This window comes from Streptomyces sp. NPDC003035, from assembly GCF_042888285.1.
GTDB lineage: Bacteria > Actinomycetota > Actinomycetes > Streptomycetales > Streptomycetaceae > Streptomyces.
On record NZ_JBIAPJ010000013.1, the window covers coordinates 69,852 to 84,748 of the forward strand.

General features: G+C 72.8%; 12 protein-coding genes. 5 read left to right on the forward strand and 7 right to left on the reverse strand.

The features are described 5' to 3' along the window. Nucleotides 1-149 precede the first annotated feature (149 nt). A complete protein-coding gene (locus tag ACFYV5_RS32885; RefSeq protein ID WP_355108929.1) occupies nucleotides 150-752 on the reverse strand; it encodes a hypothetical protein in 603 nt (200 codons plus the stop codon). 106 nt (nucleotides 753-858) lie between these two features. Between ACFYV5_RS32885 and npdG the strand changes: the two genes are divergently transcribed. Beyond that, a complete protein-coding gene (gene npdG / locus ACFYV5_RS32890; RefSeq protein ID WP_355108931.1) occupies nucleotides 859-1,557 on the forward strand; it encodes an NADPH-dependent F420 reductase in 699 nt (232 codons plus the stop codon). A gap of 12 nt (nucleotides 1,558-1,569) precedes the next feature. Further along, nucleotides 1,570-1,794, forward strand: a complete 225-nt coding sequence (locus ACFYV5_RS32895) for a hypothetical protein (protein ID WP_355108933.1) — start codon at nucleotides 1,570-1,572, stop codon at nucleotides 1,792-1,794. Here ACFYV5_RS32895 and ACFYV5_RS32900 read toward each other — a convergent pair. Continuing rightward, a complete protein-coding gene (locus tag ACFYV5_RS32900) occupies nucleotides 1,791-2,585 on the reverse strand; it encodes a site-2 protease family protein (protein WP_355108935.1) in 795 nt (264 codons plus the stop codon). The two genes, ACFYV5_RS32895 and ACFYV5_RS32900, sit on opposite strands and share 4 nt — an antisense overlap. Nucleotides 2,586-2,684: 99 nt before the next feature. Here ACFYV5_RS32900 and ACFYV5_RS32905 point away from each other — a divergent pair, with 99 nt between their 5' ends. Then, nucleotides 2,685-6,425, forward strand: a complete 3,741-nt coding sequence (locus tag ACFYV5_RS32905; protein ID WP_389174723.1) for a BTAD domain-containing putative transcriptional regulator — start codon at nucleotides 2,685-2,687, stop codon at nucleotides 6,423-6,425. A gap of 33 nt (nucleotides 6,426-6,458) precedes the next feature. On the opposite strand, the gene ACFYV5_RS32910 is transcribed toward ACFYV5_RS32905, so the two are convergent. From ACFYV5_RS32910 to panB, 3 genes are all read right to left on the reverse strand, one after another. After that, nucleotides 6,459-7,340, reverse strand: a complete 882-nt coding sequence (locus tag ACFYV5_RS32910) for an ABC transporter permease (protein ID WP_389174726.1) — start codon at nucleotides 7,338-7,340, stop codon at nucleotides 6,459-6,461. Next, nucleotides 7,337-8,329, reverse strand: coding sequence for an ATP-binding cassette domain-containing protein (locus ACFYV5_RS32915; protein WP_355108941.1), 993 nt, complete (start codon nucleotides 8,327-8,329; stop codon nucleotides 7,337-7,339). The genes ACFYV5_RS32910 and ACFYV5_RS32915 overlap by 4 nt, the downstream gene beginning before the upstream one ends. A 273-nt stretch (nucleotides 8,330-8,602) precedes the next feature. Continuing rightward, complete coding sequence (gene panB / locus ACFYV5_RS32920; RefSeq protein WP_355108943.1) at nucleotides 8,603-9,466, reverse strand: 3-methyl-2-oxobutanoate hydroxymethyltransferase; 864 nt, start codon at nucleotides 9,464-9,466, stop codon at nucleotides 8,603-8,605. Nucleotides 9,467-9,760: 294 nt separating this feature from the next. Between panB and ACFYV5_RS32925 the strand changes: the two genes are divergently transcribed. After that, the gene (locus ACFYV5_RS32925; RefSeq protein ID WP_389174731.1) at nucleotides 9,761-10,780 is read left to right on the forward strand and encodes an endonuclease/exonuclease/phosphatase family protein; all 1,020 of its coding nucleotides are present in this window, start codon (nucleotides 9,761-9,763) and stop codon (nucleotides 10,778-10,780) included. A gap of 92 nt (nucleotides 10,781-10,872) precedes the next feature. After that, nucleotides 10,873-12,099 (forward strand): MFS transporter, encoded by a 1,227-nt coding sequence (locus ACFYV5_RS32930; RefSeq protein WP_389174734.1) that lies wholly within the window; start codon nucleotides 10,873-10,875, stop codon nucleotides 12,097-12,099. 33 nt (nucleotides 12,100-12,132) lie between these two features. On the opposite strand, the gene ACFYV5_RS32935 is transcribed toward ACFYV5_RS32930, so the two are convergent. Further along, on the reverse strand, nucleotides 12,133-13,893 hold the full coding sequence (locus ACFYV5_RS32935; RefSeq protein ID WP_389174737.1) for an NAD+ synthase: 1,761 nt from the start codon (nucleotides 13,891-13,893) through the stop codon (nucleotides 12,133-12,135). A 58-nt stretch (nucleotides 13,894-13,951) separates the two neighbouring features. Continuing rightward, nucleotides 13,952-14,797 (reverse strand): DUF4190 domain-containing protein, encoded by an 846-nt coding sequence (locus ACFYV5_RS32940; protein WP_389174740.1) that lies wholly within the window; start codon nucleotides 14,795-14,797, stop codon nucleotides 13,952-13,954. Nucleotides 14,798-14,897 lie beyond the last annotated feature (100 nt).

Consider the following 14,897-nt stretch of genomic DNA (forward strand, 5'->3'; position numbering starts at 1 on the left):
CGCGGTCCGGGCGGCGTCCACCGGGCGGCCCGGTGCCCGTTCGTCAGACCACCCCGTCGCCGTGATCCGGTCGGCCAGGCGGGAGCCGTGGCGAGGGTGTGGGGCGTCGACCGGGTGGTTCAGCGGCCGGTCCGCCCCGCCGCCCCGCCCTACCAGGCCGGTGGTGGGGGTGACGTCAGGTGGTCGGCCAAGCGGGAGAGGCGGTCCCGGAAGCGGCGGCGGCCGCGCGGGGAAGGCAGGCTGTTCTCGCCCGCCGCCGCGCTCACCAGGTGCTGGACCGTGTCCAGGTCCACCTCCGCGTCCGCGGTCACCGTCAGCGTCTCGTGCGCCAGGCCGTGGACCTCCGGGTCGCCGTCGTCCACCGAGAGCACCGTCGCCCCCGCCCTGCGCGCGTCGTGGACCCGCTCCAGAAGCCCCGTCTCGGGCCGCTCCGGCGCCACCATCAGCAGCGTCGCCCCGCGCCCCGCCGACTCCAGGCGGCCGAGCCCCACCGCCAGATGCGCCGGATCACCCGGCCGCACCCGGTGGCGCACCAGCGTCGGCGCCAGCTCCGGCTGCCCCGACCAGGCCGCCTCGTCCACCAGGTGCGCCGCCAGATGCCAGGGCTCGTACCCCGCCGTCCCCACCAGGAGCAGCCCGCCCCCGTGCGGCACGACGGACGACCGGAGGGAACCCGCGAAGCCGCGGGCGGCCGCCGGCCACTCGGTCCCGGCCAGCACTTCCCGCAGCAGCGCGACGCGTACGGCATCCATGGGATCGCATCCTGCCGCAGCCCCGCCCCGCGCGTGGCGCGTTGCCGACGATCCACCCGTACGGGAGACGCACGCGCGGACACGACCGGCCAGTAATGTCGAGGTCATGACTACGACTGACAGCAAGCCCGCTCCCAAGGACCCCTGGGACCTCCCCGATGTGTCCGGTCTCGTCGTCGGCGTCCTCGGCGGCACCGGCGACCAGGGCCGCGGTCTCGCCTACCGCCTCGCGAAGGCCGGCCAGAAGGTGATCATCGGCTCCCGCGCCGCCGAGCGCGCGCAGACCGCCGCCGCCGAGCTGGGCCTCGGCGTCGAGGGCGCCGACAACGCCGAGTGCGCCCGACGCAGCGACATCGTGATCGTCGCCGTTCCGTGGGACGGGCACGCCAAGACCCTGGAGTCGCTGCGCGCCGAACTCGCCGGCAAGCTCGTCGTCGACTGCGTCAACCCGCTCGGCTTCGACAAGAAGGGCGCCTACGCCCTCAAGCCGGAGGAGGGCTCCGCCGCCGAGCAGGCCGCGGCCCTGCTGCCCGACTCCCGGGTCGCCGCCGCCTTCCACCACCTCTCCGCCGTCCTGCTCCAGGACGCCTCGGTCGACGAGATCGACACGGATGTGATGGTCCTCGGGGAGGAGCGCGCCGACGTCGAGATCGTCCAGGCGCTCGCCGGCCGCATCCCCGGCATGCGCGGCGTCTTCGCCGGCCGGCTGCGGGGCGCCCACCAGGTCGAGTCGCTGGTCGCCAACCTGATCTCGGTCAACCGCCGCTATAAGGCCCACGCGGGCTTGCGCATCACCGACGTCTAGACGCGTTTGGGCATGGGGGACACTGGACGGGCACCATCAGCCGTACCCGGACAGGAGCCGACCCCCATGCCCCGCCTCGCCCTCTACGCCCTCGCCGTCTGCGTCCTCTCGGTCGCCGCGGCCGTCATCTCCTTCGTCTCGGGCAGCTGGCTCGGCGTGATCTGGGTGCTCCTCGCCGGCCTCTCCTCCAACATGGCCTGGTACTACATCCGCCGCGCGCGAGCGGTCGACGCCTAGACCTCGCAGAGCTCCGGCGTCTCCTGCCAGAAGCGGTAGAGGTTCGAGCCGCAGTAGCGGGAGATCTCCGGCACGCCGAGCGCCCGCATCAGCGCGTCGATCGTGTCGAAGAACGCGCCGTTGATCGCCGGCACGAAGAGCAGCGCGATCACGATGAAGAAGCCGTACGGCGCGTACGGCTCGATCTGCCGCTTCAGCTTGTACGACAGCCAGGGCTCGATCACCCCGTAGCCGTCGAGGCCCGGCACCGGCAGGAAGTTCAGGAGCGCGGCCGTCACCTGGAGGAACGCCAGGAAGGCCAGCGCGTACCGGAAGGCGGGCGGGACGCCGTCCAGCGCGTCCAGCCAGAACGGCGCCGTGCACACGATCGCGAACAGGACGTTCGCCAGCGGCCCCGCCGCCGAGATCAGGCTGTGCTTCCACCGGCCCTTCACCCGGCCCTGCTCGATGAAGACCGCGCCGCCCGGCAGGCCGATACCGCCCATGATCACGAAGAGCACGGGCAGGATGACGCTCAGCACGGCATGGGTGTAGGCGAGCGGGTTGAGCGTGAGGTACCCCTTCGCACCGACCGTGATGTCCCCGCCGTGCAGCGCGGTGCGGGCGTGCGCGTACTCGTGGAGGCAGAGCGAGACCACCCACGCCGAGGTCACGAAGAGGAAGATCGCCAGGCCGGGGGAGGCCGCGAAGCCGGTCCACACGGCCCAGCCGGTGACCGCCATGACGGCGAGGATCGCCAGGAAGACCGGGCTGATCCTGCGCTCGTGGCTGCGGGTGGTGGCCGTGGTCATCGGTGGGGCTCCCTGGGACGCGGCGGGGTGTGTGCGGGAAACGTGCCGGGGCGGGGGTGAGTTCCTGCGATGATCCCCGGCTCACGGAGAATAGGGCCTGTGTACTACTCCGTCCTCGGCCCCACCCAGGTCCACACCGCCGACGGCACCCCCGTCCCCGTCGGCGGGGCCCGGCTGCGGGCGCTGCTGACCGTCCTGGCGCTGCGGGCCGGGCGGACCGTGCCCGTCACCGTCCTCGTCGACGAGGTCTGGGACGGGGCGCCGCCGGCCGACGGCGCCGCGGCGCTCCAGGCCCTGGTGGGGCGGTTGCGGCGGGCGCTCGGCCGGGAGGCCGTCGACTCGTCCCCGGGCGGCTACCGACTGGCGGCCGGCTCCGGGGACGTGGACGCGCACCGTTTCGAGCGGCTGGCGGGCGACGGCGTACGGGCGCTCGACGCGGGCGAACCGGCGCGGGCGGCGGAGCTGCTCGACGAGGCGCTCGCCCTGTGGCGCGGGCCCGCGCTCGCCGACCTGCCGGACCGTGCGACGGAGGCCGCCCGCTGGGAGGCCCGTCGGCTGGACGCCCGCCGGGCCCGGTACGGAGCCGCCCTCGCGCTCGGGGAGGGCGCGTCCGTCCTCCCGGAACTGGCCGCCCTCTGCGAGGCGCACCCGCTCGACGAACCCCTGCAGGCCCTGCGCCTCCGGGCCCTGCGCGACACGGGACGCGGGGCGGAGGCCCTGGCCGCGTACGAGTCCTTCCGCCGCGACCTGGCGACCCGCCTCGGCGCGGACCCGTCCCCGGCGCTGCGGTCGCTCCACGCGGAACTGCTGTCACCGGCCCCGGCCTGGGCCGCACGGCGCCGTGCCGACGCGCCGAGCGGGGACGGCGGAACCCCCGGCGCGGCGGGGCAGCGCGGCCTGCCGGTCGGGGGCGCTGGGGGATCCCTTGCGGCCGGCGGGCAGCGGGAGCCGGACGCGGCGCCGACTGAGGGACGCCCCGGCCCGGCCCGGCCGGAGGGCCCGAGCCCGGCACCCGCGCCCCTCACGGGCACGGTCGCCCCGGCGACCGCCGGGGGCCCCGGGGCGCCCTACCCGGAACGGACCCCGGACCCCGGCGCGTCTTACCCGGTACGGACCCCGGACCAGGGCCGGGACGCGGCCCACCCGGACGCTGCCCACCATGTGGGGGACCCGGATCAGGCGCCGGACGCGGCTCCCGCAGGTGGTGCCGAACACCGGGGCGCCCCGGGTGTCGCGGGCGCCGCCCACCCCGCCTCGCCGCACACCGTCTCGTCCCACCCCGGTAACCTCCGGGCGCGGCTCACCAGTTTTGTCGGGCGCGGGCAGGACATCGCTCAGCTTCGGGACGACCTGCACGGCAGTCGGCTCGTCACCCTCCTCGGGCCCGGTGGTGCCGGGAAGACCCGGCTTTCGCAGGAGGGGGCCGAGCGCGCCGCCGGCGGCGGGGCGTGGCCGGACGGGGTCTGGCTCGCCGAACTCGCGCCCGTGACCGACCCCGAGGCCGTCACCGAGGCCGTGCTCGGGGCCGTCGGGGCGCGCGAGACCGTGTTGCGGGGCGCGGGCGCGGAGGAGCTGCGCGGTTCCGACACCCCGCTCGGACGCCTCGTCGAACACTGCGCCTCACGCCGGCTGCTGCTGATCCTGGACAACTGCGAACACGTGGTGGACGCGGCGGCGGCCCTCGCCGAGTCGCTGCTCGCCCGGTGCCCGGGCGTGACGGTCCTCGCCACGAGCCGCGAACCGCTCGGCGTCCCCGGGGAGTTCCTGCGCCCGGTGGAGCCGCTGCCGCCGGAGAGCGCACTGCGGCTGCTCGGCGAGCGCGGGACCGCCGCCCGCCCCGGCTTCGACCTCGGCGACGACCCCGAGGCGTGCGCCGAGATCTGCCGGCGGCTCGACGGGCTCCCGCTCGCGATCGAACTGGCGGCAGCGCGGCTACGGCTCCTGACGCCACGCCAGATCGCGGACCGCCTCGACGACCGCTTTCGGCTCCTCACCTCGGGATCCCGTACCGTCCTGCCCCGGCAGCAGACCCTCCGCGCGGTGGTCGACTGGTCCTGGGACCTGCTCGACGCGCCCGAACGGGCCGTCCTGCGCCGCCTGTCCGTCTTCACCGGCGGCTGCGACCTGGACGCGGTGGAGTCGGTGTGCGCCGACCCGCCCGCCGCGGACCGACCTCCCGCCGCCCCGGGGCCGCACACCCTGGACGTGCTCGGGTCGCTCGTCGACAAGTCGCTGGTCGTCGCCGCGCCCGCCGACGACGGGGCGATGCGCTACCGCCTCCTGGAGACCGTCGCCGAGTACGCCGGCGAGCGGCTCGACGAGGCGGGGGAGCGCGCGGCGGTCGAGCGGCGGCATCTCGTCCACTACCGCGAGCTCGCCCGCGCCACCGACCCCGAGCTCCGCGGCGGCGGCCAGCTCCGCGCCATGGCCTGGTTCCGGACCGAGTACGAGAACCTGCGCACCGCTTTGCGCCGCGCCGTCGCCGCCCGCGACGAGCACGAGGCGCTCGTGCTCGTCCACTGCCTGCTCTGGTACTGGCAGATGCGCGATCTGCGCGCCGACGCCCTGCACTGGGCCGAGGCCGTCGCCGCCCTCGGCCCCGACCCGTTCGGGCCCGCCGCACCCCCCGTCGTACCGCTCCACGAGCGCCGCCTCGCCGGCCCGCCGCTCGGCGAGGACGAGCTCTGGGAAGCACGGCGCGGCGTGCGCCTGGTCGAGCTGCTCAACATGGACCACCACACAGGCCGCTGGACCACGCCCGAGGGCGTCGAGCGGCTGCGCCGCATCACCGCCCTGTACCGCCCAGGGCTGCCGCAGACGTGCCGACTGCCCGGCTCCCTCGCCATCTTCGCCAACATGCTCACCGGCGAGGCCGGCCGGCTGAGGGAGATGCTCGACGCGACCGTCGAGGCATGCCGCGCGCACGGTTACGCCTGGGACCTCGCAAACGTCCTCCAGTGGCGCGCCAACATGCTCGCCAACCGCACCGACCTGGCCCGCGCGGCGAGCGCCGACGCCGACGAGAGCCTCACGCTCTTCATCGGGCTCGGCGACGCCTGGGGCGCGGCCGAGGCGCTCTCCGCGCGCGGCGAGGCCCGCGAGAAGCGGTGCGAGTACGAGGGCGCGGCCGAGGACTTCGCCGCCGCCATCGGGTACGCGGAACGGATCGGCGCCCAGGCCCAGACGGACCTGCTGCGGGCCCGTTACGCGGACATGCTCACTCTCACCGGCCGCGCGGAGGAGGGTGAGGCGATCCTGCGGAAGATCCTGGCGGCCGGCCCCGCCCGTGGGCACGAGCCGATGCTCGCCGCCCGGATCTTCCTCGCGATCCTCCTCGGTCGCACCGGCCGCACCGACGAGGCACGCGAGCATCTCACCGCTCTGCTGCGGGAGTTCAACTCCGAAACGCTGTCGATCTTCGAGGGGTTCACCCTCGGCAGTCTGGGCTGGCTCGACAACCTCGACGGCGCGTACGCGTCCGCGCTGCCGCGCGCACGGGAGGCCCTGGAGCGGTCCAGGGGCTCGCTCTCCATGGTGGTCGCCCCGCAGATGCCGGCGACGCATCTGGTCACCGTCGCCTGGTCGTTGACCGGTCTCGGCGGCGCCGACGCGGTGATCGGGGCCCGGCTCCTCGGCGCCCGGCCGGGGCTGCTCCCTGAGGGCCATCGACTCTCCCCGCTCGAACGGGAGACGTTGGAGGAGGCCACCCGGCTGTCCCGTTCCGTGCTCGGCGACGAGGCGTTCGAGGCCGCGTACGCCGAGGGCGACGGCCTCTCCCTGGAGGAGGCCGCCGCCCTGCTCGACAGCGCCGACGCGATCAACGGGCGCGCCGAGTCCTGAACCCCCGTACGGCTCAGGCCCGCCCGCAGGACATCAGGTCTTCCTGCGGAACTTGGCGACCGCGAGCGGCGCCGTGACGACCGTGATCGCCACCGCCCAGCCGAGGGTCCACCACACCGACTCGGCGACCGGACCGCCGTTGATCAGATTGCGGGCGGCGTCGGCGAGGTTGGAGAGCGGGTTGTAGTCGGTGAAGGTCTCCAGCCAGCCGGGCATCGAGGTCGGCGGGGCGAAGATCGACGAACCGAACTGCAGCGGCATCAGGACGAGCATGGCCATCCCCTGGACGGCCTGTGCCGTCTTCAGGGTGAGACCGAGCAGGATGAAGATCCACATCAGCGAGGCGCCGAACACCATCGACAGGCCGATCGCGGCGAAGAGTTCGAGGACCGAGGTCTTGATCTCCAGACCGAGCAGGAAGCCCGTGCCGAGCAGGATCGCGGTGGCGACCAGCATCCGGCCGACCTCGACGACGATCTTCGCGATGAGGACGGAGGACCGGGCGATCGGCATCGTACGGAACCGGTCCATGACCCCCTTCTTGAAGTCGTCGTTGACGCCCACCCCGACGGCCATGGAGATGTTCATGCCCATCATCGCCATGAGGCCGGGCGTCACGTAGTTCACGTAGTCGGTGTTGTTGCCCTTGCCGGAGATCGCGCCGCCGAAGACGTACACGAACAGCAGGATGAAGATGATCGGCATCAGGACGGCGTCGAACATCGACTCCGGGTCCTGCTTGATCTGCAGCGCGTTGCGCCGCACCAGGGCGCCGATGTGGCGGAGGTTGGCCCGCAGACCGATCCGGCCCTCGCCGCCGGGCGCGAGGTGCGGCCGCGCCGGCCCCGGGGTGCCGGCGGGATCCTTGGTGAGCTGTGCGGCCGTCGTGGCCGGCGTGGTCGTCGTGGCGCTCATGCGGCGACCTCCTCGGTGATCGTGTCGGAAACGGACGCCTTCTCGCCGGTGATGGCCAGGAACACCTCGTCCAGGCTGGGCAGATGCGTGCCGATGTGGGCGATGCCGTAGCCGCGCGTGCCCAGCAGGCCCACGACGGCGGTGAGCTGCTCGTCGCTGAGGATCGGCACGTACAGTAGGCCCTCGTCGGCGACGACCGTCGAACCGGCGATGCCGTCCAGACCGGACTCGCGAAGCGCCGCGGCCATGGCGGGCAGGTCGGCCGTGTCCATGGGACGGACCTTCAGGGTCCGGCCGCCGACCCGGGCCTTGAGCTCGTCGACCTTGCCGTTGGCGATGACCCGGCCCCGGTCGACGACGGTCAGCTCGGAGGCCAGCTGCTCGGCCTCTTCCATGTACTGGGTGGTGAGCAGGACGGTCACCCCCTCGGAGACCATCCGCTTGACCTCGTCCCAGACCTCGTTGCGGGTGCGCGGGTCGAGGCCGGTCGTCGGCTCGTCCAGATAGAGGACGGCGGGCTGCCCGATCATCGAGGCGGCCAGGTCCAGCCGGCGCCGCATGCCGCCGGAGTAGTTCATCACGGGCCGCTTGGCGGCCTCGGTGAGCGAGAACCGCTCCAGCATCCCGTCGGCGCGGCGCCGGGCGTCCTTGCGGGAGAGGTCGAGCAGCCGCCCGATCATGTAGAGGTTCTCCCAGCCGGAGAGCTTCTCGTCGACCGAGGCGTACTGGCCGGTGAGGCCGATGGTGCGGCGGAGCTGGCGAGGCTGCTTCACCACGTCGTAGCCGGCGACGGTGGCGGTCCCCGCGTCGGGGACGATCAGGGTGGACAGGCAGCGGACGAGGGTGGTCTTGCCGGCCCCGTTCGGACCGAGCACGCCGAGGACCGTGCCCTCCCGGACGTCCAGGTCGACCCCGTCGAGGGCCTTCGTCTCGCCGTAGTGCTTCACGAGGCCTCGTACCTCGACGGCGTTGTGTGCGGATCGCGTCATGCCCCCATGGGACCAGCCGCCACTGACAGCCCACCGACAGACGACCGACAGCCCGCCGACAAGTGGGTCGGCGGGCTGTCGTCCGTACGACTCCCCTGGTCGAAGGGGTGCCTAGGGGGTGTCTTGCCGATCATGCCGGGCTCGCGTGCCCTGGCACCGCGCCTCGCCGCGTTGTCGTCGGTCGCCAACGCTCCGCGTTGTCTCCCTCCTCCGCCTTGCGATCCACGGCACCAGACCCCGCTCGCTGATCCGGCCTGATCGACAAGACACCCCCTAGTGGAAGGTGTGCTCCTCGGCGGGGAACGCCCCGCCGGTGACGTCCTCCGCGAAGGCGCGCGCGGCGTCGCCGAGCGTCTCGCGGAGGTTGGCGTACTGCTTGGTGAACCGCGGTACCTTCCCGCCGGTCAGCCCGGCCATGTCGGTCCAGACGAGGACCTGGGCGTCGGTGTCCGGTCCCGCGCCGATGCCGATGGTCGGGATGTGCAGCGAGCGGGTGACCTCGGCGGCCAGCTCGGCCGGTACGAGCTCCAGGACGACGGCGAAGGCGCCCGCGTCCTGGGCCGCCTTGGCGTCGCTGAGCAGCCGGTGCGCGGCCTCGTCCCCGCGGCCCTGCACCCGGTAGCCCATGGTGTTGACGGACTGCGGGGTCAGGCCCAGGTGGGACATGACCGGGATCCCGGCCTGGACGAGCAGCTCGGTCTGCGGCAGCGAGCGCTCGCCGCCCTCCAGCTTGACCGCGCCGACGCCCGCGTCCTTGACGAGCCGGGTGGCGTTGCGCAGGGCCTGGACGGGCCCTTCCTGGTACGAACCGAAGGGGAGGTCGCCGACGACGAGGGCACGCTTGGTGCCCCGCACGACGGCGGCCGACAGGAGGGTCATCTCGTCCATCGTGACGGGCACGGTGGTGTCGTAGCCGAGGTGACAGTTGCCCATGGAGTCGCCGACGAGCACGACCGGGATGCCGGCCTCGTCGAAGACGGACGCGGTCATCGCGTCGTAGGCGGTGAGCATGGGCCACTTCTCGCCGCGGGCCTTCGCCGCGGTGATGTCGTGGACGGTGATACGGCGCGTGCCCTTGCCTCCGTACAGCGCCTTGCTGCTGTCGGGGGACTGCTTCGGGGCAGGCTGAAGCGTCATGGTGAACGGCTCCTTCGTCATCTCGAGGCGCCCTGACGGCGTCCCCGGATCCCGTCCATGGTGGCACTTCGCGCGGTGGCACGGGAAGTGGGCCGAAGTGGTGCTGTTCACACCGCGTGGCGGGAAGAACGTCGATGCGTACGTACGAATGTGCGCGTTCTGTCACAGCCGTCCGTCCCCGTGCAACCTTCCGGAACCCGCCGCGCCGGTCTGTCGTCCCCCTGGCAGTACGGCAGGCCCGGCATCACCTAGTGTCGACGTCGGGTCACAGAGCAAGGCAGTGAGGACTGAGTGATGGCGCGGGTGGACATGGCGGAGACCGAGAACGGCGGCGCGGGGGACGAGCGCTCCCGGTCCCGGTTCCGGACGGCGCTCGACCGCTGGCGTGGTGACCGGGGCGTCTGGCGCCGGGGCGTTTTCCTGGCCGCCTGCGCGGTGCTGCTGACCCTGCTGATGGTCTTCCACGCCGAGATCCCCAACCGGATCGGCAACCTGGGCAGCCTCACCGAGACCTTCCTGCCCTGGCTGGGCGTGTGCGTGCCGGTCCTGCTGGTCCTCGCGCTGCTGCGGCGCTCGGCCACCGCGCTGATCGCCCTGCTCCTGCCGGCCGTGGTCTGGGTCAACCTCTTCGGGGGGCTCGTCACCGACAAGTCCGCCGCCGGCGGCGACCTCACCGTCGTCACCCACAACGTGAACGCCGACAACCCCGATCCCGAGGGGACCGCCCGCCAGATCGCCGGGTCGGGTGCGGACGTGGTGGCCCTGGAGGAGCTCAAGGGCGAGATGGTCCCGGTGTACGAGCGTGCCCTGGCGGGCGCGTACACGTACCACTCCGTGCAGGGCACGGTCGGGCTGTGGAGCACGTACCCGCTGAGCGATCCGCAGCCGGTGGACATCGGCATGGGCTGGACCCGCGCCATGCGCGCCACCGTGGCCACGCCGAAGGGTGATGTGCGGGTGTACGTCGCCCACCTCCCGTCGGTACGGGTCAAGCTGAACGCGGGCTTCACCGCCAACCAGCGCGACAACAGCGCGGACCTGCTGGGCGAGGCCATCGCCGACGACCGCGAGCGGATCGTCCTGCTCGGCGACCTCAACGGCACGATGAACGACCGCTCGCTCAACGCCGTCACCGCGCAGATGCGGTCCACCCAGGGGGCGTCGGGCGACGGCTTCGGCTTCAGCTGGCCGGCGTCGTTCCCGATGGCGCGGATCGACCAGATCCTCGTGCGGGGCATGGAGCCGGTGTCCTCGTGGACGCTGCCGGAGACGAAGAGTGACCATCTGCCGATCGCGGCCCGCGTCCGCTTCTGAAACCTTCTCTTCACCGGGCGGAGGCCGGCGGGAAGATTTCACCTGAGAGCATTTGTTCAGTCGAAGAACTATCTTCTGGAAAGGCTCTCCCCATGCCCCTGGCGCTGCTCGCGCTCGCCGTCTCCGCCTTCGGCATCGGTACCACCGAGTTCGTGATGATGGGCCTGCTGCCCAATGTCGCCGACGACCTCGGCACCTCCGTCCCCACGGCCGGCCACCTCGTCTCCGCGTACGCGATCGGCGTCGTCCTCGGCGCCCCGCTGCTCACCGCCCTCGGCTCCCGCGTCCCGCGCAAGAAGATGCTGCTCCTGCTGATGGCGCTGTTCGTCGTCGGCAACCTGGCCTCCGCGCTCGCGCCCGGCTTCGGCTGGCTGATCGGCGGCCGCGTCCTGGCCGGACTCCCGCACGGCGCCTTCTTCGGCGTCGGCGCCGTCGTCGCCGCGCGGCTCGTGCGCGAGGACCGGCAGGCGCGGGCGGTGGCCACGATGTTCCTGGGGCTGACGGTGGCCAACATCCTCGGCGTACCGGCCGCGACCCTCCTCGGCCAGCACCTCGGCTGGCGCGCGACCTTCCTCGTCGTCACCGTCATCGGCCTGCTGGCCATGGCGGCCCTCGCCCGGCTCGTCCCGTACGTCCCCGTGGAGGCGCACCAGAACCTCGGCCGCGAGGTGCGCGCGCTCGGCCGTCCGCAGGTGCTGCTCGGCCTGCTGACCGCCGTCTTCGGCTTCGCGGGCGTCTTCGCCGTCTACTCGTACCTCGCCTCGATGACGACCGAGGTGATGGGCTTCGGCGAGTCCTCCGTCACCCTCGTCCTCGCCCTCTTCGGCATCGGCATGACGGCCGGCGCGCTCGCCGCGGGCCCGCTGACCGACCGGGCGCTGCGGCCGACGCTGTACGGCTCCCTCGCCGCCCTCGCGCTCGTCCTGGTCGCCTTCCGGTTCACCATCCACGTGCCGTGGCTGGCCCTGGTGACGGTCGTCGTCCTCGGCGCCGTCGGCTTCATGACCACCACCCCGCTCCAGATGCTGGTCATGAACAAGGCCAAGGACGCGCCGACCCTGGCCTCCGCCTCCAACCACTCCGCCTTCAACCTCGCCAACGCGGGCGGCGCCTGGGCCGGCGGCGCGGCCGTCGCCGCCGGCTGGGGCTGGACCTCCCCGACGCTGGTCGGCGCGGTCCTCGCCGTCGTCGGCCTGGCGATCGCCGCGGTGGCCGGACTGCTCGACCGCACGGGCGGTACGGCGGAGGGGACGTCCCGCGTCGTCGCGCAGAGCCACCGGCCCGCCGACCGCGCGCCCCACTCGGAACGAGCCGCCTGACCGCGGCCCTGACCGTCCGCGCGGCGGCCGGGGTCAGTGGGTCGGCGTCTCCCGCCAGCGGTTGGTGATCGGCAGGCGGCGGTCCTTGCCGAAGCCCTTCGCCGAGATCTTGGTGCCCGGCGGGTACTGGCGCCGCTTGTACTCCGCCAGGTCCACCATCCGCAGCGTCCGGGTCACCAGCTCCTCGTCGAAACCGGCCGCGACGATGGCGTCCTTGCCCTGGTCGCGGTCGACGTACAGCGCCAGGAGCCGGTCCAGGACGTCGTAGTCCGGCAGCGAGTCGGTGTCCACCTGACCCGGGCGCAGTTCGGCGCTCGGCGGCTTGGAGATCGAGCTCTCCGGGATCGGCGGGGTCTGGCCGCGCTCCTCGGCCGCCCGGTTGCGCCAGCGCGCGAGCCGGAACACGGTCGACTTGTAGACGTCCTTGATGGGTCCGTACGCGCCGACCGAGTCCCCGTACAGGGTCGAGTACCCCACCGCCAGCTCGGACTTGTTGCCGGGCGCGAGCACGAGGTGCCCCTCCTGGTTGGAGATCGCCATCAGCATCGTGCCGCGCAGCCGGGACTGCAGGTTCTCCTCCGCCAGACCCGTGAGCCCGAGCGCGCCCATGTACGCGTCGAACATCGGCTCGATCGACACCGTACGGAAGTGGAGACCGGTGCGACGGGCCAGCTCGGCGGCGTCGCCGCGCGAGTGGTCCGAGGAGTACTTCGACGGCATCGAGACGCCGTACACGTGCTGCGCCCCCACCGCGTCGCAGGCGATGGCCGCGACGAGGGCCGAGTCGATGCCACCCGACAGACCGACGAGGACCGAGCGGAAGCCGTTCTTGGCGATGTACGCGCGCAGGCCCACGACCAGCGCCGAGTACACCTCCTCGTCGTCGTCGAGGCGGTCCGCGTAACCGCCTGTCAGCTCCGCCTCGTAGGCCCGCAGCGGCTCCTCGGAGAGGACGACCCGGTCGATGCGCAGCCCGTCGTCGACGACGCCCGTGGGCGCGTCGGCCGCGGCGGCCGGCAGGTCGAGGTCGAGGAGCACACTGCCCTCGGAGAACTGCGGGGCGCGCGCGACGACTTCCCCGTCGGCGTCGACGACGATCGAGTCGCCGTCGAAGACCAGCTCGTCCTGGCCGCCGATCATCGCGAGATAGGCGGTGGTGCAGCCCGCCTCCTGGGCGCGCTTGCGGACCAGTTCGAGCCGGGTGTCGTCCTTGTCCTGCTCGTACGGCGAGGCGTTGATCGAGACGAGCAGCCCGGCGCCGGCGCTGCGGGCGGCCGGGACCCGGCCGCCCTCCTGCCACAGGTCCTCGCAGATCGCGAGGGCCACGTCGATGCCGTGGACCCGGACGACGGGCATGGTGTCGCCCTGGACGAAGTAGCGGAACTCGTCGAAGACGCCGTAGTTGGGCAGGTGGTGCTTGGCGAAGCGCAGCACCACCTCGCCGCGGTGCAGCACGGCGGCGGCGTTCTCGGGGGATCCGGCGGGCCGGCCGAGCCGGGGCTCGGCGCGCTCCGAACGGTCGAGGTAGCCGACGATCACCGGCAGCTCCCCGAAACCCTCGGCGTCGAGGCGCCGGGCGAGCGCCCGCAGGGCGGCCCGGGACGCCTCGACGAAGGACGAGCGCAGCGCGAGGTCCTCGACGGGGTAGCCGGTCAGCACCATCTCGGGGAACGCGACCAGATGCGCGCCCTGCTCGGCGGAGTGCCGGGTCCAGTGGACGATCGCCTCGGCGTTCCCGGCGAGATCGCCGACGGTCGAGTCGATCTGATTCAGAGCGAGGCGTAGTTGAGGCACGCGCCCAGTGTAATCGTCAGACCGACGCTATGTCCTGCGTGCGAGCTCTGCCGTGGGGTTACTTCGTCTTCCCGGTCCAGATCACGTCGTCGTACTCCAGCATCTTCGGCGCCATCTCCAGCTGCATCTCGTGGTCGGCGCCGGCGGGCAGGGAGAAGGCGAAGTCGCTCTTGGCCTGCTTGCCCGGGAGGACCGTCCCCTGGAACATCTCGGTCGCGTCGCTGCCGTCGAAGATCGCGTCGGCCGGCGCGCCCTCCGCGTCGCTCGCGTCCGGCAGGGCGGTGGAGACGTCGAGGGCCTTCTTGCTGCCGTTGACGATCGTGACCGTCACCTGGAACGCGCTGTTGCCCTTGCCGTGTCCGGCGGCGAACTGGTCGGGCTTGTACGCGCGCGGCGTGGAGACGGTGACCTTGACCCCGTCCGGGTAGGTGTGGCTCTGACCGAACGCGAGCGCCGCCGGGGCGGTCTGCTCGGGGGAGTCGGAGGAGTCACTGCCGGGCGCGGCGGGGGCGGTGGTGGCCGACTCCAGCTTCTCGGTCTCCTTCTCGATCTCGTCGGCGACGTCCTTAACGGCCGTGGCGAGGACGGCGACCCAGACGATCGAGACGACGACGGCGAGCGCGCCGGTGACGACGCCGGTCACGGCGGAGCCCTTGTTGGTCGCCTCGCCCTTGCCGGCCTTGCCGATGCCGATGATGCCGAAGACGAGGGCCAGCACCCCGAGGACGGCGCCCAGCCAGAACAGGAACGGCACGAGCGCGACGAGCAGGCCCACGATGCCGATGACCAGCGCGGCCACCCCGAGCCCGTTGCGGGGCTCCTGCGGGAACGGGGGCGGCATGCCGGGCATGCCGGGCGGCGGCCCCCAGGGGTTGGGGCCGGGGGTGTTCGTGGGCATGGTCATGCGGCGTCCTTCGCGGTGGCTGAAAACGTGACGGTAAGCCAGCCGATCATGAAGAAGCCAGGGGTTTTGTGGACGACATGTGTTCGTGATCAAGCGGGAG